Source organism: Streptomyces sp. NPDC057136 (genome assembly GCF_042670885.1).
Classification (GTDB): domain Bacteria; phylum Actinomycetota; class Actinomycetes; order Streptomycetales; family Streptomycetaceae; genus Streptomyces.
This window is the reverse complement of sequence record NZ_JBHUUV010000017.1, coordinates 140837-163960: the sequence shown is the minus strand read 5'-3', so window position 1 is coordinate 163960 and position 23124 is coordinate 140837. Positions and strand designations below refer to the sequence as shown.

Below are 23124 nucleotides of genomic sequence, written 5' to 3'. Positions count from 1 at the left end.
GAGATCTTGGTGCGGGAAGTGTTGTAGAGCTTCGCGGCCAGGGCGGCGACCTCTTCCTGCGGCATGGCCTTGTTCGTCATGGCCGCGCCGATGTCGAAGCCCACGACCACGCCGACCGTGCTGTAGTCGGTCCACACACAGACCGGCATGATGATTTCCTTGGGGCCGTTCGCCGCGCTGCCGTCGGCCTTGTCATTGATCGTCTTCAGGTTCTGGCACTTCATCAGCGCGCCCTCGAAGCCCTCGGGCGTGACGTTCTTGGGGCTGCCGACGAGGGAGATGTCCGCGCTGCCGGACGTCTTGCCCATCTCCTTCTCGGCGTTCTTGAAGGAACCGTCGATGACCTTCGCCGGGTCGGTGACCTCGCCCCACATGCCCGTGAGGTAGAGCATCTTCTGCGTGAGCGGGTTCTCCTTGGTGCCACTGACGTACTGGGCGCCGGCCTGGTTGGCGTTCTTGACCCCCATGGCCTCGGCCTCGGCTTTGTCCTTGCCCGTCATCGGGCCCGAGGGCATCTCTGACGTGGTGTCCTGCTTGTAGTCGTCGACGGACTTCGCGGGCGTCAGCTTGTAGCCCTTGGTGGAGTCCGCGACGTCACTGTTGCTGGCGCCGCCCGACGTCAGGAAGTACACGCCACCGGCGATGACAGCCAGCGCCACGACGGCGCCCGTCACGATCAGGCCGGTCTTCTTCTTGGGCGCGGCCGGCGGCATCGGCATCTGGCCGCCGTAGGCGGGCTGGCCGCCGTACGGGGGCGTGGGCGGCTGCTGGCCGTACGGGCCCGGCTGCTGGCCCTGCGGGTAGCCGTAGCCCTGCGGGGGCTGCTGCTGCGGCGGAACACCCTGGGGGGCCTGCTGCGGGTACCCGTAACCGGGCTGGCCCTGCGGCGGACCCTGCGGCGGCTGGCCGCCGTACGGGCCCGGCTGCTGTCCGTACGGTCCGGGCTGGCCCTGCGGCTGCTGCCCGCCGTACGGGCCCGGCTGGTTGTAGCTCATGCTGCTGTCCCCTCCAGAATGCTTATGCGTTGCGAACATCCTCGCGGACGCGGCCCTGACGTAGGGCATCGGGCGGCACACCGTTACTGAACTAACCGGTTTCAATGCAGACCTGTGACGGCCCTAAACTGTCCCTCGTGACCGAGAACACTCAGCAGCAGACAGCCAGCAACCCCGAACTGCCGACCCAGTACGCGCCGGCCGAGGTAGAGGGGAAGCTGTATGAGCGCTGGGTAGAACGCGGGTATTTCGAAGCCGACGAACACAGCGACAAGCCCCCGTACAGCATCGTCATCCCCCCGCCGAACGTCACAGGAAGCCTCCACCTGGGGCACGCCTTCGAGCACACGCTGATCGACGCCCTCGTCCGCCGCAAGCGCATGCAGGGCTTCGAGGCGCTCTACCAGCCGGGCATGGACCACGCCGGTATCGCCACCCAGAACGTCGTCGAGCGCGAGCTCGGCAAGGAGGGCAAGTCCCGACACGACCTGGGCCGCGAGGCGTTCGTCGAGCGCGTCTGGCAGTGGAAGAACGAGTCCGGCGGCCAGATCTCCGGTCAGATGCGCCGCCTCGGCGAGGGCGTCGCCTGGTCCCGTGAGCGCTTCACCATGGACGAGGGCCTCTCCAAGGCCGTCCAGACCGTCTTCAAGCGGATGTTCGACGACGGGCTGATCTACCGCGCCGAGCGCATCATCAACTGGTGCCCCCGCTGCCTCACCGCGATCTCCGACATCGAGGTCGAGTACCAGGAGGACGACGGCGAGCTCGTCTCCATGACGTACGGCGAGGGCGACGAGACCATCGTTGTCGCCACAACGCGCGCCGAGACGATGCTCGGTGACACCGCCGTCGCCGTCCACCCCGACGACGAGCGCTACAAGCACCTCGTCGGCAAGCAGATCAGGCTGCCGCTCACCGGCCGTACGATCCCGGTCGTCGCCGACCACCACGTCGACCCGGAGTTCGGCACCGGCGCCGTCAAGGTGACCCCGGCCCACGACCCGAACGACTTCGAGATCGGCAAGCGCCACGACCTGCCGTTCCTCACGGTCATGGACGAGCGCGCCGTCATCACGGTCCCCGGCCCCTTCGAGGGCCTCGACCGCCTGGAGGCCCGCTCCGCCATCGTCGGTGCGCTGCGCGCCGAGGGCCGGATCGTCGCCGAGAAGCGCCCGTACGTCCACTCCGTCGGCCACTGCTCGCGCTGCAAGACCACGATCGAGCCGCGCCTCTCCCTCCAGTGGTGGGTCAAGGTCGCCCCGCTCGCCAAGGCGGCCGGTGACGCCGTCCGCGACGGCAGCGTCAAGATCCACCCGCAGGAGATGGAGAAGCGGTACTTCGACTGGGTCGACAACCTCCACGACTGGACGATCTCGCGCCAGCTCTGGTGGGGTCACCGCATCCCCGTCTGGTACGGCCCGAACGGCGAGGTCGTCTGCGTCGGACCGGACGACGAGGTCCCCACGGGCGAGGGCTGGACGCAGGACAGCGATGTTCTGGACACCTGGTTCTCCTCGGGCCTGTGGCCGTTCTCCACGCTGGGCTGGCCCGAACAGACCGACAGCCTCGCGAAGTTCTACCCGAACTCCGTCCTGGTCACCGGCTACGACATCCTCTTCTTCTGGGTCGCCCGGATGATGATGTTCGGCCTGTACGTCAACGACGGCGTCCCGCCGTTCGAGACCATCGTCCTGCACGGCATGGTCCGCGACGAGCACGGCAAGAAGATGTCGAAGTCCTTCGGCAACGTGGTCAACCCGCTGGACTGGATGGACAAGTACGGCTCCGACGCCCTGCGCTTCACGCTGGCACGCGGCGCCAACCCGGGCGTCGACGTCCCGATCGGTGAGGAGTGGGTCCAGGGTTCGGCGAAGTTCGCCAACAAGATCTGGAACGCCACGCGCTTCGCGCTGATGAACGGCGCCACGATCGAGGGCGAACTCCCGTCCGCCGACGAGATGTCGGTGACGGACCGGTGGATTCTCTCCCGGCTCAACAAGACGGTTGCCGAAGTCGACGCGTACTACGACGACTTCCAGTTCTCCAAGCTCAGCGAGGCGCTCCGGCACTTCGCCTGGGACGAGGTCTTCGACTGGTACGTCGAGCTGTCCAAGACCACGTTCTTCGCGGGCGGCAAGCCCGCCGAGATCTCGGGCCGGGTCCTCGGCGAGGTCCTCGACGTGATGCTGCGCCTGCTGCACCCGGTCGTCCCGTTCGTCACGGAGACGCTGTGGACGGCGCTCACCGGCCGTGAGTCGGTCGTCATCGCCGACTGGCCCACGGATTCGGGATTCCGCGACGACGCCGCGGAGAAGGAGATCGAGCTGGTCCAGCAGGTCGTCACCGAGGTCCGCAGGTTCCGCTCCGACCAGGGGCTCCAGCCGGGCCAGAAGGTTCCGGCGCAGCTCACCCTGACCGGCACGGAGCTCGCCCCGCACGAGGCGGCCATCCGCCAGTTGCTGCGTCTCCAGCCCGCCGAGGAGGGCTTCCAGGCCACGGCGACGCTTCCGGTCGCGGGCGCCACGGTGGCGCTCGACCTGTCCGGCACGATCGATGTCGCGGCCGAGCGCAAGCGCCTGACGAAGGACCTCGACGCGGCCCGTTCGGAGGTCGCGCAGGCCAACGGCAAGCTCGGCAACGAGGCGTTCGTGGCGAAGGCCCCTGACCACGTCGTCGAGAAGATCCGTGGCCGTCTGACCAAGGCCGAGACGGACATCGCGCGGATTCAGGGTCAGCTGGACAGCCTGCCCGCAGCCTGATCAGTGCCCCCGCGCAAGGCCCCGGACCGCACGGTCCGGGGCCTTACGTGTCCAGCGGGGGAGAGCCGGGAAGCGCGGGGGAGGGCGGGTAGCAGGCCGTGTCGGTGGTCCTCCGTAGACTGGACCCGTGACCGAGCAGCCCGACCCCAGCGACAACAGCTTCGACGAGATCGTCGACGCCGAGACCCAGCGCGACCCCGACCTGGCGGTGATCGAGGCCGGGAGCCGCACACTGCGCACCCATTCGGGACCGCCGCAGGGTGCCGAGGTGCCCGCCCGCCCCACCGACCCGGAGATCGACAAGGCACTGCGCGCCGTGGAGCAGGAGCTCGCCGGCCGCTGGGGCGAGACCAAGCTCGAACCCTCGGTGACGCGCATCGCGGCACTGATGGACGTGCTCGGTGAGCCGCAGCGCGCGTACCCCTCCATCCACATCACCGGGACCAACGGCAAGACCAGCACGGCCCGCATGATCGAGGCCCTGCTGAACGCCTTCGATCTGCGCACCGGCCGCTACACCTCCCCGCACGTCCAGTCGATCACCGAGCGGATCAGCCTGGACGGCGTCCCGATCGAGGCCGAGCGCTTCGTCGAGACGTACGAGGACATCAAGGCGTACATCGAGATGGTCGACGCCCAGCAGGACATCCGGCTGTCGTTCTTCGAGGTGCTGACGGGCATGGCGTACGCGGCCTTCGCCGACGCGCCGGTCGACGTCGCGGTCGTCGAGGTCGGCATGGGCGGCACCTGGGACGCGACCAACGTCATCGACGCCACGGTCGCGGTCGTCACCCCCATCTCGCTGGACCATACGGACCGCCTCGGCAACACGCCCGCGGAGATCGCGGGGGAGAAGGCCGGCGTCATCAAGCAGGGTGCGACGGTCATCCTGGCGCAGCAGCCCGTGGACGCCGCTCAGGTGATGCTGAAGAAGGCCGTCGAGGTGGACGCCACCGTCGCCCGCGAGGGCATGGAGTTCGGCATCGTCTCCCGGGAGATCGCGGTCGGCGGCCAGTTCCTGACTCTGCGCGGGCTCGGTGGGGAGTACGACGGGATCTTCCTCCCGCTGTACGGCGCCCACCAGGCGCACAACGCGGCGGTCGCGCTCTCCGCGGTCGAGGCGTTCTTCGGCATCGGTGCCGAGCAGAGCGGCTCGCTGGACATCGAGGCGGTCCGCAAGGCGTTCGCCTCGGTCGTCTCGCCGGGCCGTCTCGAAGTCGTACGCAGCAGTCCGACCGTCGTCCTGGACGCGGCCCACAACCCGGCGGGCGCGCGAGCCACCGCGGACGGGCTGTCGGAGGCGTTCAGTTTCTCCCGGCTCATCGGCGTGGTCGGCACGAGCGGCGACAAGGACGTGCGGGGGCTTCTCGAAGCCTTCGAGCCGATCTTCGCCGAGGTCGTCATCACACAGAACTCCAGCGGGCGGGCGATGGACGCGGACGAGCTGGCCGCGATCGCGGTCGAGGTCTTCGGCAACGACCGTGTGCAGGTCGAGCCGCGTCTCGACGATGCGCTGGAGGCGGCGATCACCCTGGCGGAGGAAGAGGACGAGTACGCGGGAGCGGGCGTCCTCGTGACGGGCTCCGTGATCACGGTCGGCGAGGCCCGGCTGCTTCTGGGAAGGGGCTGACCTGTGCGTATGCTCTGCGCGTCGACGCTGATCGGCGAGTTCTTCGTCATCGGCTTCGCCGGTCTGGTGGCCATGAAGTCGGACGGTCTGTCGACGGCCACGGTGTGGACGGTCTGCGGCATCGGCATGCTGCTGTCGGTGCTCCTCTGCGGCCTCATCACCCGCCCCGGCGGCGTACAGCTGGGATGGGCGCTCCAGGTCGCGCTGGTGCTGAGCGGCTTCGTCGTCCCGATGATGTTCGTCCTCGGTCTGGCCTTCGGCGGCCTGTGGTGGGCCTCCCTGCACTACGGGCGCAAGATCGACGAGGCGAAGGCCAGATGGGCGGCGCAGGAGTCCGCGCAGACACCGGCAGCGAGCTGATGTTCACCGTGCCGTCGGGTGTCACCGGCGGCACGTAAACCCGGCCGTCGGTCCGTCCACGTACCCCTGTAATCTCGCTTCACCGCACCCGTATGCCTGCAAGGAGCCGTACATGACTCAGCGCACCCTCGTCCTTCTCAAGCCCGACGCCGTCCGGCGTGGGCTGATCGGCGAGATCGTCGGCCGCATCGAGCGCAAGGCCGGCTGGCAGATCACCGCGCTGGAGCTGCGCACGCTCGACCAGGAGACGCTGGAGCAGCACTACGGCGAGCACAAGGGCCGTCCGTTCTACGAGCCGCTCGTCGAGTTCATGGCATCCGGCCCGGTCGTCGCTCTGGTGGCCGAAGGCGAGCGGGTCATCGAGGGCGTCCGCGCCCTCGCCGGTCCGACCGACCCGATCGCCGCCGCGCCCGGCTCGATCCGTGGCGACTTCGGCACGATCACCCGTGAGAACCTCATCCACGCCTCGGACTCCGAGGAGTCCGCAGAGCGAGAACTGAAGCTGTTCTTTCCCGGACTTTCCTGACCTCGGATCAGCCAATCAGCGCTCATGACCTGGGGCGACCGAAGTAATTCGGTCGCCCTTCGGCATAGGGTCAGCGATCGCGGGAACGCATCCTTCCGACGTATCGTCACCATGAGTGGAGCGGCCACCCGTTCCACCCGCATTGGCGAAGGACTGTCGCGCTGTGTCCGTGCTCACGGCACTACGATGGAAGCTTCCACGCCCACAGCGCCAACCTCGCCTACCAAAAACAAGCCATTCGCTTCAATTGGGAAGGCCCGACGCATCCTCATGGGGAACAAGGGGAACTCAATGTCGTTCATCGGCCGTGACATGGCTATCGACCTCGGGACTGCCAACACGCTGGTGTACGTCAGGGGGCGCGGCATCGTTCTGAACGAGCCGTCCGTCGTGGCCATCAACACCAACACGGGCGGCATTCTCGCGGTCGGTTCCGAGGCCAAGAAGATGATCGGCCGCACACCGGGCAACATCGTTGCCGTGCGGCCACTGAAGGACGGCGTGATCGCCGACTTCGAGATCACGGAGCGCATGCTCCGCTACTTCATCCTCAAGATCCACAAGCGCCGCTATCTGGCCCGCCCGCGCGTTGTCGTCTGTGTGCCCTCCGGCATCACAGGGGTCGAGCGACGCGCCGTCATCGAGGCATCGACGCAGGCCGGCGCGCGTCAGGTGCACATCATCGAGGAGCCCATGGCGGCGGCCATCGGCTCCGGACTACCGGTCCACGAGGCCACCGGGAACATGGTCGTCGACATCGGTGGCGGCACCACCGAGGTCGCGGTGATCTCGCTCGGCGGAATCGTCACTGCCCAGTCGATCCGGGTCGCCGGTGACGAGCTGGACAACGCGATCATCCAGCACATCAAGAAGGAGTACTCGCTCCTCCTCGGTGAGCGGACCGCCGAACAGATCAAGATCACGATCGGTTCCGCGTACGACATGGACAAGGACGAGCACACCGAGATCCGGGGCCGCGACCTCGTATCCGGGCTCCCCAAGACCGTTGTCGTCTCGGCCGCCGAGGTCCGCAAGGCCATCGAGGAGCCGGTCAACGCGATCGTCGACGCGGTGAAGACGACTCTCGACAAGTGCCCGCCGGAGCTCTCGGGCGACATCATGGACCGGGGCATCGTCCTCACCGGCGGCGGCGCGCTGCTGCGCGGTCTCGACGAGCGGCTCCGCCGTGAGACCGGCATGCCGATCCACATCGCCGAGGACCCGCTGGACTCCGTGGCGCTCGGTTCCGGCAAGTGTGTCGAGGAGTTCGAGGCGCTCCAGCAGGTGCTGGACGCCCAGCCGCGCCGGTGACCGATCCCTCGGTCGGCCCCCACGCCCGACGGGTGTGGGGGCCGGGCGGACGCTGCCGCCCCGTACAGCACGTCGTTGATATACAGGCACGAACATTCCGACGAGGAAGGCACGGCCGCCGCACGTGAGGGACACACGAGAGAGCCGGCTGCTCCTGGTGCTGCTGATCGTCACCGCGTTCGCTTTGATCACGGTGGACATCCGTGGCGGCGAGGAGTCGCCGGTCGACGGCGCCCGGCAGGGCGCCGCAACGGTCTTCGGACCGGTCGAGAACGGCGTCGCGGCAGCAGTGGAACCGGTGGGCAACGCCATAGGAGCCGTACGGGACTCCGGTAACCGGCACGACCGGATCGCGGCCCTCGAACACGAGAACGCGGCACTGAAGGCGAAGCTCGGCAGCGACGACCGCAACCGCAGCCGGGTCCGCCAGCTCGACGCGATGATGAAGAACGCGGGCGCCGGGCAGTACGGCATCAAGGCCGCCGAGGTCATCGCCATAGGAGCGGCCCAGGGCTTCTCCTGGACGATCACCATCGACGCGGGCGCCAACGACGGGCTCAAGCGCGACATGACCGTCCTCAACGGTGAGGGTCTGGTCGGACGGGTCACCACCGTCGGACCGAACACCGCGACCGTCCTGCTGGCCAACGACCCCGACTTCACCGTCGGCACCCGGATGGAGAAGACCGACGAGCTCGGCTTCGCCACCGGCCAGGGTTCGAGGCCGCTCTCGGTCCAGTTCCTCAACGGCAAGGCCAAGGTGAAGAACGGCGACCGGCTCGTCACCTTCGGCTCCAGCAAGGACAAGCCGTTCGTCCCCGGAGTCCCCGTCGGCGAAGTGGTCCGCGTCGACCCGTCGGGCGGCGCCCTGACCCGGACGGTCTACGTGAAGCCGTACGTCGGCTTCACCAAGCTCGACATCGTCGGAATCGTCGTCCAGGCGCCGCGCGAGGACCCCCGCGACATGGTCCTGCCCAAGCAGCCCAAGAAGCCCGAGAAGCCGAAGCCCACTCCGACGGTCACGGTCACCCTCCAGCCGAACGGCGACCTCGTCGACGGCGCCGGAAAGGTCGTCGGGAACGTCAACGAGACCGGGAAACCCGCGGAGAACGACGCCGCCGATCCGCAGGGCAACGCCGACGCCGCCGATCCGGCAGGCGACGCCGACCCGGCCGATCCCGCCGGCAACACCGCAAACGACCAGGAGTAGAGCTGATCCCCATGCGCCTCAACCGGACTCTGCTCTCCGCCGCCCTGGTCGTGGTCGCCCTCGTCGTCCAGGTCTCCGTGCTCGCCCGGCTCCAGCTCCCCGGCGCCGTCCCCGACCTGCTGCTGCTCGTCGTGGTCGCACTCGCCCTCGTCTACGGCCACGTCAGCGGAGCCCTCATCGGCTTCGGCGCGGGCCTCCTCGCCGACCTGGCACCCCCGGCCGACCACGCCGCCGGGCGCTACGCCCTGGTGCTCTGCGTCATCGGCTACCTCGTGGGCCTGGCCAGGCCGGACAACGGGCAGCTCAAGTCGGCGTTCGTCCCGATGGCCGCCGTCGTCGCCGCGGCCATCGGATCGACCCTGCTGTACGCGGGTGTCGGTGCCCTCGTCGGCGACACGGCCGCCCGCCATGTGGGCCTGGGCAGTCTGCTGTTCACCGCCGCGGTCTACGACCTGCTCCTCGCGCCGTTCACCGTGCCGCTCATCATGGCGATCGCCAGACGTACCGAGAACAACTCGCTCGCCGAGAGTTCGAGCGGCGGCGACGTCGCCGCTGGCTGGCTCTCCTCGGGCACAGGACTTCGCATCGGCAGCCAGCGCGGCGGACTGCGCGTCAAGGCCGCACGTAACCGCGCCGCACGCGCCGGAAGGATCAAGGGGGTCAAACGACTGTGAGGCCGGACCAGTACCTGATCACCAGCGGGGGTGCCGCGTGAGTCTGCGCTTCCCGGGGGGCAACCCCCGAACCCCCGGCCGGACCACCACCGGGGGCGCCGCGTGAGCAACATTCCCGAGACGGGACGGACCCAGCGGGTCCAGATCCGCCTCATCGTCATTCAGGTCCTCGTCTTCTCCTTGCTGCTGACACTCGGCGGCCGCCTGTGGTACCTCCAGATCCGCAACGGACAGGAGTACACCGACGAGGCGAAGAACAACCACGTACAGCAGGTCGTCCAGCCCGCCGTCCGCGGCGCCATCCTCGACGCGCGCGGCGTACCCCTCGCCGACAACGAGACCCGTCTCGTCGTCTCCGCCAGCCGCACCGAGCTGATGAAGATGAAGGACGACGGCAAAGGCGTCCTCACCCGGCTGGCCGAAGTCCTGGACATGAAGCCCAAGGACGTCCTCGACAAGGTCCGCCTCTGCGACTCCAAGACACCGCAGCCCTGCTGGAACGGCTCGCCCTACCAGCCCATCCCGGTGACGGACGAGGCCACCACGCAGCAGGCCCTCCAGATCCGTGAGCGCGCCGAGGACTTCCCCGGCATCACCGCCGAACCCACCGCCGTACGCCGCTACGCCGCACCCGGCAAGGCCAACACCGCCCAGGTCCTCGGCTACCTCTCGCCGGTCACCGACGAAGAGATCACCAAGGCCCAGGACACCGACTCCCCGTACCTCCGCGCCGACCAGGTCGGCCGCTCCGGCCTGGAGCGCACGTACGACAAGGAACTGCGTGGCAAGGCCGGCGTCACCCGCTACGAGGTCGACAACCTCGGCCGCGTCATCGGGCAGGCCGAGAACGACAAGGCGGAGCCCGGCGCGAGCGTCGTCACCTCGATCGACGCCCGGGTCCAGGCCGTCGCCGAGTACGAGCTGAACAACGCCATGGAGACGGCCCGCAAGGAGATGGACCGCAACACCAACGAGCTCTACAAGGCCGACTCCGGCGCCGTCGTCGTCATGGAGTCCAAGACCGGCCGCATCGTCTCGATGGCCTCCCTGCCCACCTACGACCCCAACGCCTGGGTCGGCGGCATCTCCGGCAAGGACTACGCGAAGCTCACCGGGAAGAACTCCAACTTCCCGCTGCTGAACCGGGCCATCCAGGGGCAGGCAGCCCCCGGATCCATCTTCAAGGTCATCTCCTCGACCGCCGCGGTCAACGCCGGATACCCCTTCGACGGCAACTACCCCTGCCCCAGCTCGTACTCCATCGGCGGGCAGGTCTTCAAGAACTTCGAGTCCCAGGGCCACGGCAGCATCAGCCTCGGCCGCGCCCTCGAAGTCTCCTGCGACACCGTCTACTACGGTCTCGCGCACAAGGAATGGCAGCGGGACGGCGGCACCCAGCCGAAGAAGAAGGCCAACGACTGGTTCTACAAGACCGCCCATCAGTTCGGCCTCGGCAAGGAGACCGGAATCGACCTCCCCAACGAGGTCACGGGCCGCGTCCCCGACCGCCAGTGGAAGGAGAGCTTCTTCCGGGCGAACAAGGACGGCTGGTGCAGGCAGGGCAAGAAGGACGGCACGTACGTCGAGAAGATCGCGTACGAGAACTGCCTCGAAGGCGACAAGATGCGCGCCGGTGACTCCGTCAACTACTCGATCGGCCAGGGCGACACCCTCGTCACCCCGATCCAGATGGCGACGATCTACGCGGCCATCTCCAACGGCGGCACGCTCTACGACCCGAGCGTCGGCAAGGCCATCGTCAGCGGCGACGGCAAGACCGTCCAGGAGATCGAGCCGAAGTCGCACGGCAAGCTCCCCTTCAAGGGAGACACGCGCGACGAAATAGACGAAGCCCTCGCGGGTGTCGCGACCCGGGGCAGCGCCGCCTGGCGATTCGGCGGCTGGCCCCAGGACAAGATCCCGATGCACGCCAAGACGGGAACGGCCGAGGTCTACGGCAAGCAGACGACCTCCTGGTTCGCCACGTACACCAAGGACTACTCGATCGTCATGACGATCTCCCAGGGCGGTACGGGCTCCGGCGCCTCCGGCCCCGCCGTGCGCAACATCTACAACGCGCTCTACGGCCTCGACGCCGCGGGCAAGCAGGACCCGAAGAAGGCCCTCCTGCCCAAGCCGCAGAAGGCCCTGCCCAAGATCCAGCCCGACGGTTCCATCGACGCGCCGAAGATCAAGCCCTACGACCCCAACTCGCAGAAGCCCGTCGAAGAGGTACAGGCGGCACTCGCCGGAGCCCCGGGAAGGCGGGACTGATGGCCGGCTTCTCCGTCTCCCGGTACGCCCCCGAGCGGTCCTCCTGGGCCAGGCTCACCGCCCGCGAGTCCCTCGTACGACGGCTCGACTGGCCGCTGCTCGGCTCGGCGATCGCGCTGTCCCTCATCGGCGCGCTGCTGGTCTGGTCGGCGACCCGCAACCGTGACTCGCTCACTCACGGCGACCCGTACTACTTCCTCTTCCGGCACGCCCTCAACACCGGCATCGGCGTCACCCTGATGATCGGCACGATCTGGCTCGGCCACCGCACCCTGCGCGGCGCCGTCCCGGTCCTGTACGGCCTCTCGGTGCTCCTGGTCCTGGCGGTCCTCACCCCGCTCGGCGCCACCGTGAACGGCGCCCACGCCTGGATCATCATCGGCGGCGGCTTCTCCCTGCAGCCCTCCGAATTCACCAAGATCACGATCATTCTCGGCATGGCGATGCTGCTCGCCGCCCGCGTCGACGCGGGCGACCAGCTGCACCCCGACCACCGGACCGTCGCAAAATCGCTCGGGCTCGCGCTCATCCCGATAGCGGTCGTCATGCTGATGCCCGACCTCGGCTCCGTCATGGTCATGGCCGTCATCATCCTCGGCGTGCTCCTCGCCTCCGGCGCGTCCAACCGCTGGGTCTTCGGACTGCTCGGCGCGGGCACCGCCGGTGCCGTCTCGATCTGGCAGCTCGGGCTTCTCGACGACTACCAGATCGCCCGGTTCGCGGCCTTCGCCAACCCGGCACTGGACCCGGCGGGCGTCGGCTACAACACCAACCAGGCCCGCATCGCGATCGGCTCCGGCGGCCTCGCAGGGACCGGCCTCTTCAAGGGCTCGCAGACCACCGGCCAGTTCGTCCCCGAGCAGCAGACCGACTTCGTCTTCACCGTCGCGGGCGAGGAACTGGGCTTCCTCGGCGCCGGACTGATCATCGCCCTGCTCGGCGTCGTCCTGTGGCGCGCCTGCCGGATCGCCCGCGAGACGACCGAGCTGTACGGCACGATCGTCGCCGCCGGGATCATCGCCTGGTTCGCCTTCCAGTCCTTCGAGAACATCGGAATGACGCTCGGCATCATGCCGGTCGCCGGACTCCCGCTGCCGTTCGTCTCGTACGGAGGATCATCGATGTTCGCCGTCTGGGTGGCGGTCGGACTGCTCCAGTCGATCCGGGTCCAGCGGCCGATATCCGCCTGATCCACGGCCGATCGGCCGCCGCCCCCTGCCCGTCCGCGTACAACACGTCTAGATTCGGTACATGGCGGACTCGAAGCGTGAGATCGAGCGGAAGTACGAAGCGACTCCCGATACCCGGCTGCCCGACCTGACCAGGGTGGCCGGGGTCTCGGACGTCACCCACCACGGCGTCACCTCACTCGACGCCGTCTACTACGACACCGCGGACTTCCGGCTCGCGGCCGACTCGCTCACCCTGCGGCGCAGGACCGGCGGAGCCGACGAGGGCTGGCACCTCAAGTTCCCCGTCTCCTCCGGTATCCGCGACGAGATCCGGGCCCCCCTCGCCGACACCCTGCCGGCCGGCCTCGCCGCACTGCTCCGCTCCAGGGTCCGCGAAGCCGACGTAGCCCCCGTCGTCCGGCTGCTCTCCGCCCGGGATGTCCACCACCTCCTCGACGCGGACGGCACCTTCCTGGCCGAGCTGAGCGTCGACGAGGTCATCGCCGAACGCCTCACCGAGGAGGGCCGCGGCACCACCGCCGTGTGGACCGAGATCGAGGTCGAACTCGCGGACGACGGAGACCCGGCCTTCCTCGACGCCGTCGAACGGCGCCTGCGCAAGGCAGGCGTGCAGCCCTCGGCGTCCGCCTCCAAGCTGGCCAGGGCGCTCACGGAGACGGACCACCCGGAGAAACAGCACCCGGCGAAGAAGAAGCGCAAGCAGCCGCCCCCGACCGCCGGCGACCACGTCCTCGCCTACGTACGCGCCCAGATCGAGGCCGTCATCGCCTACGACCCCGCCGTACGCCGCGACCTCCCCGACTCCGTGCACCAGATGCGCGTCGCCACGCGCCGGCTGCGCAGCGCCTTCAAGACGTACCGGAAGATCCTCGACCGCACGGTCACCGACCCCCTCGGCGACGAGCTGAAGTGGCTGGCCGCCGAACTCGGCGTCGACCGGGACCAGGAAGTCCTCGACGAACGCTTCCACGCCCGCATCGCCGGCCTGCCCCGCACCCTGCTGCTCGGCCCCGTCGAAGGCCGGCTGCGCCTCTGGTCGGTGGCCCGGCGCACCGGCTCCACGCGCCGCGTCGCTGCCGTACTCGACGGAAAGCGCTACCTCGCCCTCCTGGACTCCCTCGACGCACTCCTCGCCGGCCCGCCCCTGCTCCCCGGCGCAGCCCGGGAGCCCCGGGAGGTGCTGCCCCGCGCCGTACTGAAGGACTTCAAACGCCTCGCCACCCGCGTCGGCCACGCCCTGGAGCAACCGCCGGGCGAGGACCGGGACCTGGCGATGCACGAGGCCCGCAAGGCGGCAAAGCGCGCGCGGTACGCGGGAGAGGCGGCGCGGCCCGCGCTCGGCAAACCCGCCAAGCGGTTCGCCAAACGGATGAAGGCCGTGCAGAAGGTCCTGGGCGACCACCAGGACAGCGTGCTCGCCCGCGACGCCCTGCGGGACCTGGCGGTCCAGGCGCACGCGGCGGGGGAGAGCGCGTTCACCTGGGGACTGCTGTACGGACAGGAGCAGGCGGCCGCGGCGGACAGGGAGCGGGAACTGCCGGACGTCTGGGTCAGGGCCTCCCTGCCGGGTTTGCGGTCGGCATTGAAGGGCTGAGCCCCGGGGTACGCTGGATGGTCACCCCTGCCAGCTCACGAAGGTCCCCAGATGTCTGCCGAGTCGGTCTTCCCACAGCTCGAAGCTCTGCTCCCGCATGTGCAGAAGCCCATCCAGTACGTCGGCGGTGAGCTCAACTCCACCGTCAAGCCGTGGGACGAATGCGACGTCCGCTGGGCCCTGATGTACCCGGACGCGTACGAAGTCGGACTCCCCAACCAGGGCGTCATGATCCTGTACGAGGTACTCAACGAGCGCCAGGGTGTCCTCGCCGAGCGCACGTACAGCGTCTGGCCGGACCTCGAAGCGCTGATGCGTGAGCACAAGGTGCCGCAGTTCACCGTGGACAGCCACCGGCCCGTCGGCGCCTTCGACGTCTTCGGGCTGAGCTTCTCCACCGAGCTCGGCTACACCAACATGCTCACCGCCCTGGACCTCGCGGGCATCCCGCTGGAGTCCAAGGACCGTACGGTCGACGACCCGATCGTGCTCGCGGGCGGGCACGCGGCCTTCAACCCCGAGCCGATCGCGGAGTTCATCGACTGCGCGGTCATCGGCGACGGCGAGCAGGCGGTGCTGGAGATCACCGAGATCGTCCGCGCGTGGAAGGCCGAGGGCCGCCCCGGTGGCCGTGACGAGGTGCTGTTCCGCCTCTCGAAGACCGGCGGCGTCTACGTGCCCCGCTTCTACGACGTCGAATACCTCCCCGACGGACGCATCGGCCGCGTCGTGCCCAACAAGTCCGGCGTGCCGTGGCGGGTGTCCAAGCACACCGTCATGGACCTCGACGAATGGCCGTACCCGAAGCAGCCGCTCGTCCCCCTCGCCGAGACCGTCCACGAGCGGATGTCCGTCGAGATCTTCCGCGGCTGTACCCGCGGCTGCCGTTTCTGCCAGGCCGGCATGATCACGCGCCCCGTGCGGGAGCGAAGCATCACCGGCATCGGCGAGATGGTCGAGAAGGGCCTGAAGGCGACCGGCTTCGAAGAGGTCGGCCTGCTCTCGCTCTCCTCCGCGGACCACTCGGAGATCGGCGAGATCGCCAAGGGCCTCGCCGACCGGTACACCGAGGACAAGATCGGCCTCTCGCTGCCCTCGACCCGCGTCGACGCCTTCAACGTCGACCTGGCCAACGAGCTGACCCGTAACGGCCGTCGCTCCGGTCTCACGTTCGCGCCCGAGGGCGGTTCCGAGCGCCTGCGCAAGGTCATCAACAAGATGGTCTCGGAGGAGGACCTGATCCGTACGGTCTCCACCGCGTATGGCAACGGCTGGCGTCAGGTGAAGCTGTACTTCATGTGCGGCCTGCCGACCGAGACCGACGAGGACGTCCTCCAGATCGGCGACATGGCGGTCAAGGTGATCGCCAAGGGCCGCGAGGTGTCCGGGCAGAACGACATCCGCTGCACCGTCTCCATCGGCGGCTTCGTACCCAAGCCGCACACCCCGTTCCAGTGGGCCCCGCAGCTCAGCGCCGAGGAGACCGACGCCCGGCTGAAGAAGCTCCGGGACAAGATCCGCGACGACAAGAAGTACGGCCGCTCGATCGGTTTCCGCTACCACGACGGCAAGCCGGGCATCGTCGAGGGCCTGCTGTCCCGCGGCGACCGTCGGGTCGGTTCCGTCATCCGCGCGGTCTACGAGGCCGGCGGCCGTTTCGACGGCTGGCGCGAGCACTTCAGCTACGACCTGTGGATGAAGAGCGCCGAGAAGACGCTGCCCGACTTCGGCGTGGACGTCGACTGGTACACCACCCGGGAGCGGACGTACGAGGAGGTCCTGCCCTGGGACCACCTGGACTCCGGTCTCGACAAGGACTGGCTCTGGGAGGACTGGCAGGACTCGCTCGACGAGACCGAGGTCGAGGACTGCCGCTGGACGCCGTGCTTCGACTGCGGCGTGTGCCCTCAGATGGACACGAGCATCCAGATCGGCCCGACCGGTAAGACGCTGCTGCCGCTCACCGTCGTGAAGTAGAAGTCGTGAAGCAGAAGTTGTCGCACGCCGCTTCCGAGTGACAACTCGGTGACGAAGGCCCGGTTCCGTAAACCACGGACCGGGCCTTCGCGTCATTTCCGTCATGGACCAGGAAGCGCAGCCCAGCCCGTACGGAAAGCACCAGGCGCCCGCGCGGTACGAACCGGGCGACGGTTGTCTGACCACGCTCATCAGGATTCCGGTACGGATCGTGGTGCTGGTGCTCGTCCTTCCCGTACGCATGGTCTGGGACGTCCTCGTGGCCGGCGGCCGCGCCGCCGACCGCATCCTGCTGCGCCCGCTGGGGCGGGCGTTGGGCCAGGCCTTCGCCTGGCTGTACGGCTCCGTCCTCACCCCGCTCGGCCACGCACTGCTCTGGCTCGCGGCGGCCGTCTTCGTCCGGCCCTGGGTGGGCCTGTGGCGCTACGTCGTCGTCCCGGTGGTCCGTTACGGCGTCGTCGTCCCGCTGGTATGGCTGTACGAAGCCGTCCTCACCCCGCTCGGGCACGGGTTCGCCTGGCTTCACCGCACGCTGCTCGCGCCGGCCGGACGTGGCATCGCCACCGCGCTCGGCTGGGTACTGACGGCGCTGTTCGTCTGGCCGGTGGTCGGAGTGTGGCGGTACATCCTGACCCCACTCGCACTGGCCGCCACGTGGCTGGTGGCGAACCTGATCGTGCTGCCGCTGGCCTGGGTGTACCGGCAGCTGCTGACTCCGCTCGGGCACGGCATCGTGTGGCTGGGCGAGCTGCTGGCGCGGGGCGTCGCCGCCGTGGGCATCGTGCTCTGGGCGGCTGTCGTCCGGCTGGTCGTGACGCTGCTCGTCGCCCCCGTCGCCTGGGTGTACCGGCGGATCCTGGCCCCGGTCGGCCGCGAGATCCTCGCCGCGCTCGCCATGGCCTGGCGGATCGCCGGGTTCATCTCGCGCGCCGTCGGCCGGGCCCTGGCCTGGCTGGCCTGGACTCTGGTAGGCGCGCCGGCGGCCTGGGCCTACCGCACGGTGTGCACTCCGGTCGGACATTTCGTACGGGACCAGGTCTGGGCGCCCGCCCGGCGGGCGGCTCTGGAGGCGGGACGCGCGGCGCGGGGCGCGCTGCGCACGGCACGTGAAACCGTGCGCCAGGCCCGCCGTGATGCCTGGAGAGCGCTGGTAGGAGAGCGAAGGGTGGCCGAGCCCCGGGAACTCGATGGGTCCGCTGCGCGTAGGCTGGGTAGTGAGCACCATGCAACGACTGACCCCAGCGCGGCGCCCGCATCCGAGATCTCCCCGTTGACAGCACAAGCCGTCAAGCGGGGGTGAGCCGGAGTGGACACCCCGGGGCACCCCGTACTTCGTGGGCGGTACGCCACCGCGTCCGCCCCGCACCGAGGAGAAGAACCACTGGGCAAGCGACAGCCCGAAGGCCCGCCGCCCGCACCGGCAGTGCAGCGCATCCGACTGCGCTACACGAAGCGCGGCCGCCTCCGGTTCACCAGTCACCGAGACTTCCAGCGTGCCTTCGAGCGGGCGCTGCGCCGCTCCGAGGTGCCCATGGCCTACTCGGCGGGCTTCACCCCGCACCCGAAGGTCTCCTACGCCAATGCCGCTCCCACCGGCACGGGCAGCGAGGCCGAATTCCTGGAGATCGCCCTCACCGAGGTGCGTGACCCGGACACCCTGCGGGAACTGCTCAACGAGTCGCTGCCGGACGGCCTGGACGTCACCGACGCGGTGGAGGCCCGTACGTCGGGTCTCGCCGACCGGCTGACCGCCTCCGTATGGGAGATGCGCCTCGAAGGTGTGACGGTCGAGGACACGGCGAAGGCCGTTTCCGCCTTCATGGACGCCGAGGCCGTAGAGGTCCAGCGCCGCGCGAAGAACGGGATGCGTACCTTCGACGCCCGCGCCGCCGTCGCCGACCTGCAGGCTCTTGATTCACCGGCCGATAGGCCGGGGGACAAGCCCTGTGCGATACTGCGGCTGGTAGTTCGGCACGTGACACCTGCCGTGCGACCCGACGACGTCCTGTCCGGTCTCCGCGTTGTGGCCGACCTCGCGCCGCCGGTCCCCGCAGCGGTGACCAGGCTGGCGCAGGGGCTCTTCGACGAGGAGTCCGGCACGGTGACCGACCCGCTCGCGCCCGACCGCGAGGCAGCCCCGACCGCTTCTTCAGCGGTCGCCCCGGCCGCCGTCGCGACGGCGCCGGAAGGTGCAGGTTCCGCGTAAGGCGGTCGTTGTAGCGCGGCCCTTCGACTCGGGAGCCACCTGGGTCGGGCCGCGAACTGACCAGAAGACTTTCGCCAGGCCGTACGCATACCGCGTACGGAACCGGCGAGCCAGACATCAGCTCCCGTGCGGCGCCCGCGCCCCGGACGGCGGTATCGCGCACATCACGCGAACCGTGCCGGACCGGAATCAGGCGTGGCGCCCGGGAGCGTGACGGGAGAACCGCCCGCATGCTTGAGCCGACCGAACCCGGAACCAACGGGAACACCGAAGACAACAACAGCCCCGGCGACAAGCTGCCGCCGCGCCGCAGGCGCCGCGCGGCTTCGCGTCCCGCGGGCCCGCCGTCGGCGGGTGCGCCGGGAGCGGCTGCCGAGGACGTCACGCCGGCCATACCGGCCGATGACGCCGCGCAGTCCGAGACCACCGGTACGGACGATGCCGCGCCTCCGCGTACCCGCCGTCGTGCGGTCCGCAAGGCGACCGCTCCGGCGGGCGCCCCTGGCGCGACGCCCGAGACCACTGAGGCCCCCGCGGCTGCAGAGACCCCTGTGACGGTCGAGGCTGCCGAGCCCGCCGAGGCCGAGGCGCCCGCCGCCCCGGCGCGTGCGCGCCGCCGAGCGGTCCGTAAGGCCACGGCTCCGGCCGGTGCGCCGCAGACCGTCGCCGAGCCCGTGGCCGAGCCGGCCGCCGAGCCCGTCGCGGACGTCACCGAAGCACCCGAGGCACCCGCGGCTCCGCGTGGCCGTCGTCGTGCGGTCCGCAAGGCGACCGCTCCGGCGGGCGCCCCGCAGCCCACCGAGGACGTTGCCGTGGCGGCCGCAGAGCCCGCCGCAGAGCCCGCCGCACCTGCCGCCCCCGCCGCTCCTGTCGAGGAGCCGGAGGCCGCACCGGTCGTCGAGGCCCCCCGTGGCCGCACCCGGCGCCGTGCGTCGGCCCCGGCCGGTACGCCGCAGGCCGAGGCAGTCGTCGAGCCGGCCGCCGAGATCACCGAGACGGCCGAGGCCGTCGAAGCGCCCCCGGCCGAGGCCGCGCCCCCGGCGCGTACCCGCCGCCGCGCGGTCCGTAAGGCGACCGCTCCGGCGGGCGCCCCCCAGCCCGCCGAGCCCGCCGAGACCCCCGCTGTCGCGGAGGACGTCGTCGAGACCGGCGAGAGCCTTCCCGCGGCCGTGGCCGAGGAGCTCGCTGCCGAGCCCGAGCAGGTCGAGGAGGCCGCCCCACGCGGCCGCCAGCGCCGCCGGGCCACCGCGGCGGCCGGCCGGCCGGAGTTCACCGGCAAGGTCGAGGAGCCCGCCCGCAAGAGCCGTCGCGCGACGCGTCCGGCCGTGGCCGTCTTCCAGGCCCCGGTCTTCGCCGAGCCGATGTTCCAGACCCCGGAGACCGCGGCTGCCGCGGCTGCCGCCGCCGTTCCCGCGACCGAGCCGGACGAGGTCGAGGAGGCCGAGCAGGCCCCCGCGGCCGAGCCCGCGGCCGAGGCCGTGGAGACGCAGGCGGAGCCCGCCGAGGCCGCGCCGCAGGGCGGCTCGCGCCGCCGTCGCCGTCGCCGTGGTGAGGCCGCCGAGGCCGAGCCGGTCGCCGCCCCCGTGGCCGCTCCGGTGGAGGAGGCCGTCGAGGACGAGCACGAGGCCGAGGCCGAGACGGACGCCGAGCACGAGGGCGAGGAGACGGACGAGTACGGGGACCGGCCTTCGCGCCGTCGCCGTCGTGGTGGCCGTCGCCGCCGTCGCGGTGAGAGCAACGACCTGGACGACGCCGAGCACGGCGACGAGGCACCCGCGGACCGCACCGAGGACGAGGCCGAGCGCACACAGGAGCGGGCCCACGACGAGGACGAGGACGAGGACGACGAGTCGGCCGCAGGCTCCAGCAGCAGCCGTCGCCGTCGTCGCCGTCGCCGTCGCAGCGGTGAGACCGCGGCCGAGGCCGACACGGGCACGGACGACCCGGAGCGTACGGTCGTCAAGGTCCGCGAGCCCCGCAAGAAGGAAGTCGAGCGCGAGCCCGGCACCGGTTTCGACGAGGTCCAGTCCATCAAGGGCTCGACCCGTATGGAGGCCAAGAAGCAGCGCCGCCGCGAAGGCCGCGAGCAGGGCCGCCGCCGGGTGCCGATCATCACCGAGGCGGAGTTCCTGGCGCGCCGCGAGGCCGTCGAGCGTGTGATGGTCGTCCGTCAGAACGGCGAGCGCACCCAGATCGGCGTCCTCGAGGACAACGTGCTCGTCGAGCACTACGTCAACAAGGAGCAGGCCAGCAGCTACGTCGGCAACGTCTACCTGGGCAAGGTGCAGAACGTACTGCCGTCCATGGAGGCCGCGTTCGTCGACATCGGCAAGGGCCGCAACGCCGTCCTGTACGCCGGTGAAGTCAACTTCGAGGCGCTCGGCATGGCCCACGGGCCGCGCCGCATCGAGTCCGCGCTGAAGTCCGGCCAGTCGGTCCTCGTCCAGGTGACGAAGGACCCGATCGGCCACAAGGGCGCCCGCCTGACCAGCCAGGTCTCGCTGCCCGGCCGCTACCTGGTCTACGTGCCCGAGGGCTCGATGACCGGGATCAGCCGCAAGCTGCCCGACACCGAGCGGTCCCGGCTGAAGACCATCCTCAAGAAGATCGTTCCCGAGGACGCGGGCGTCATCGTGCGCACCGCTGCCGAGGGTGCGAGCGAGGACGAGCTGCGCCGCGACGTCGAGCGGCTGCAGGAGCAGTGGGAAGACATCCAGCGCAAGTCGAAGAGCAGCGGCAGCTCCAACGCCCCGACGCTCCTCTACGGCGAGCCGGACATGACCGTCCGTGTGGTCCGCGACATCTTCAACGAGGACTTCTCGAAGGTCATCGTCAGCGGTGACGACGCGTGGGACACGATCCACGGCTATGTCTCGCACGTGGCACCGGACCTGACGGACCGGCTGTCCCGCTGGACCTCCGAGGTCGACGTCTTCGCGACGTACCGGATCGACGAGCAGCTGATGAAGGCGCTGGACCGCAAGGTCTATCTGCCGAGCGGCGGCTCGCTGGTGATCGACAAGACCGAGGCGATGGTCGTCGTCGACGTCAACACCGGCAAGTTCACCGGTCAGGGCGGAAACCTCGAAGAGACCGTCACCAAGAACAACCTGGAGGCGGCCGAGGAGATCGTGCGTCAGCTGCGGCTGCGCGACCTCGGTGGCATCGTCGTCGTCGACTTCATCGACATGGTGCTGGAGTCCAACCGGGACCTCGTGCTGCGGCGTCTGCTGGAGTGCCTGGGCCGCGACCGTACGAAGCACCAGGTCGCCGAGGTCACCTCGCTGGGCCTCGTCCAGATGACCCGCAAGCGGGTCGGCCAGGGTCTGCTGGAGTCCTTCTCCGAGACCTGTGTCCACTGCAACGGGCGCGGTGTCATCGTCCACATGGAGCAGCCGGCCTCCGTCGGCGGCGGTGGCGGCGGCAAGCGCGCCAAGAAGCGTGGCCGCGGCGGCGTCGACCAGGTCCACGAGCACGACCACGAGCAGGCCGACGAGCACGAGATCGAGAGCGAGGCCGAGGTGGCGGCGGAGATCGCCGCCCCGGTGGCGCTGCCCGAGCCGGAGTTCGTCCCCGACGAGGAGCTGTACAGCAGCCCGGCCGAGGCCGAGGCGGCAGCCGGGCGTGGCCGTGGCCGTCGGCGTGCGACCCGCAAGGTGTCGGCTCCGGCCGGTGCCCCGAGGGCCGTGGCCGAGCGCGTGACGGCACCCGAGCCGGTGGCCGAGCCCGCTCCGGTCGTCGAGCCCGAGCCGGTTGTCGAGCCCGAGCCGGTCGTCGAGACCCCGGTGGCCGCTCCGGCCCCCGAGGCCGAGGCGCCCGTCCAGGGCCGTACGCGTCGCCGGGCGACCCGCAAGGCGACCGCACCCGCGGGTTCGCCGAAGCCGGTCGAGACGGTGGAGCCGGTCGTCGAGGAGGTCCTGGTCGTCGAGACCCCGGTCGTCGAGGCGCCCGTCGTCGAGGCGCCCGAGGCCGAGGCCCCCGCTCCGGTCGCGGCGCCGCGTGCGCGGCGCCGGGCCACCCGTAAGGCCACCGCCCCGGCGGGCTCGCCTGCGAGTGCCGAGGAGGCGGAGGTCGTCGTGGTGACCGCCACGCCCGTGACCGAGTCCGCGTCCGAGTCCGCTCCGGACAGCGTGGAGCCGGAGACGGACGCAGCGGCGCCGGCCAAGAAGACGGCCCGCAAGGCCGCCGCCAAGAAGGCGCCGGCCAAGAAGGCAGCCGCCAAGAAGACGGTCGCCAAGAAGACCGCCGCGAAGAAGACGACCGCCAAGAAGTCCGCCTCGAAGAAGACGGTGGCTGCCGAGCAGTCGTCGCCCTCCGTGACGGCTTCCGCCCCGGCCCCGTCCTCCGATTCCGCGTCGGCCAACTGAGCACTCCCTCACCGGTTGTGCAACAACACGTGCCCCGCCCCGAGACTC

Annotated in this window: 15 protein-coding genes; 14 read left to right on the top strand and 1 reads right to left on the bottom strand. The window is 70.0% G+C overall.

Translation table 11 applies throughout. The features are described 5' to 3' along the window. On the bottom strand, positions 1–995 hold a 995-nt coding region (locus ACFT7S_RS21520; RefSeq protein WP_382734261.1), incomplete at its 3' end, for a hypothetical protein. A 137-nt stretch (positions 996–1132) separates the two neighbouring features. Here ACFT7S_RS21520 and ACFT7S_RS21515 point away from each other — a divergent pair. The 14 genes from ACFT7S_RS21515 (at position 1133) to ACFT7S_RS21450 (ending at position 23076) form a co-directional block, all read left to right on the top strand. Beyond that, a complete protein-coding gene (locus tag ACFT7S_RS21515) occupies positions 1133–3754 on the top strand; it encodes a valine--tRNA ligase (RefSeq protein ID WP_382734259.1) in 2622 nt (873 codons plus the stop codon). A gap of 127 nt (positions 3755–3881) precedes the next feature. Next, the gene (locus ACFT7S_RS21510; protein WP_382734256.1) at positions 3882–5384 is read left to right on the top strand and encodes a bifunctional folylpolyglutamate synthase/dihydrofolate synthase; all 1503 of its coding nucleotides are present in this window, start codon (positions 3882–3884) and stop codon (positions 5382–5384) included. Positions 5385–5387: 3 nt separating this feature from the next. Further along, a complete protein-coding gene (locus ACFT7S_RS21505) occupies positions 5388–5744 on the top strand; it encodes a DUF4233 domain-containing protein (RefSeq protein WP_382734254.1) in 357 nt (118 codons plus the stop codon). Positions 5745–5856: 112 nt separating this feature from the next. Beyond that, the gene (ndk, locus tag ACFT7S_RS21500) at positions 5857–6270 is read left to right on the top strand and encodes a nucleoside-diphosphate kinase (RefSeq protein WP_266930635.1); all 414 of its coding nucleotides are present in this window, start codon (positions 5857–5859) and stop codon (positions 6268–6270) included. Positions 6271–6561: 291 nt separating this feature from the next. Continuing rightward, a complete protein-coding gene (locus ACFT7S_RS21495; RefSeq protein WP_382734251.1) occupies positions 6562–7581 on the top strand; it encodes a rod shape-determining protein in 1020 nt (339 codons plus the stop codon). 124 nt (positions 7582–7705) lie between these two features. Next, the gene (gene mreC, locus ACFT7S_RS21490) at positions 7706–8791 is read left to right on the top strand and encodes a rod shape-determining protein MreC (RefSeq protein ID WP_382734248.1); all 1086 of its coding nucleotides are present in this window, start codon (positions 7706–7708) and stop codon (positions 8789–8791) included. An 11-nt stretch (positions 8792–8802) separates the two neighbouring features. Continuing rightward, the gene (gene mreD, locus ACFT7S_RS21485; RefSeq protein ID WP_382734245.1) at positions 8803–9465 is read left to right on the top strand and encodes a rod shape-determining protein MreD; all 663 of its coding nucleotides are present in this window, start codon (positions 8803–8805) and stop codon (positions 9463–9465) included. Between the two features lie 102 nt (positions 9466–9567). Then, positions 9568–11739 (top strand): penicillin-binding protein 2, encoded by a 2172-nt coding sequence (gene mrdA, locus ACFT7S_RS21480; protein WP_382734242.1) that lies wholly within the window; start codon positions 9568–9570, stop codon positions 11737–11739. Beyond that, a complete protein-coding gene (rodA, locus tag ACFT7S_RS21475; RefSeq protein WP_382734239.1) occupies positions 11739–12929 on the top strand; it encodes a rod shape-determining protein RodA in 1191 nt (396 codons plus the stop codon). The genes mrdA and rodA overlap by 1 nt, the downstream gene beginning before the upstream one ends. Positions 12930–12990: 61 nt before the next feature. Then, positions 12991–14526, top strand: a complete 1536-nt coding sequence (locus ACFT7S_RS21470) for a CHAD domain-containing protein (RefSeq protein ID WP_382734236.1) — start codon at positions 12991–12993, stop codon at positions 14524–14526. A gap of 51 nt (positions 14527–14577) precedes the next feature. After that, positions 14578–16503 (top strand): TIGR03960 family B12-binding radical SAM protein, encoded by a 1926-nt coding sequence (locus tag ACFT7S_RS21465; protein WP_382734233.1) that lies wholly within the window; start codon positions 14578–14580, stop codon positions 16501–16503. 103 nt (positions 16504–16606) lie between these two features. Then, on the top strand, positions 16607–17803 hold the full coding sequence (locus tag ACFT7S_RS21460; RefSeq protein ID WP_382734231.1) for a hypothetical protein: 1197 nt from the start codon (positions 16607–16609) through the stop codon (positions 17801–17803). A 123-nt stretch (positions 17804–17926) separates the two neighbouring features. Continuing rightward, positions 17927–18709, top strand: a complete 783-nt coding sequence (locus ACFT7S_RS21455) for a TIGR03936 family radical SAM-associated protein (RefSeq protein ID WP_382734276.1) — start codon at positions 17927–17929, stop codon at positions 18707–18709. Between the two features lie 230 nt (positions 18710–18939). Beyond that, the gene (locus tag ACFT7S_RS21450) at positions 18940–23076 is read left to right on the top strand and encodes an Rne/Rng family ribonuclease (protein WP_382734228.1); all 4137 of its coding nucleotides are present in this window, start codon (positions 18940–18942) and stop codon (positions 23074–23076) included. Positions 23077–23124: the final 48 nt, after the last annotated feature.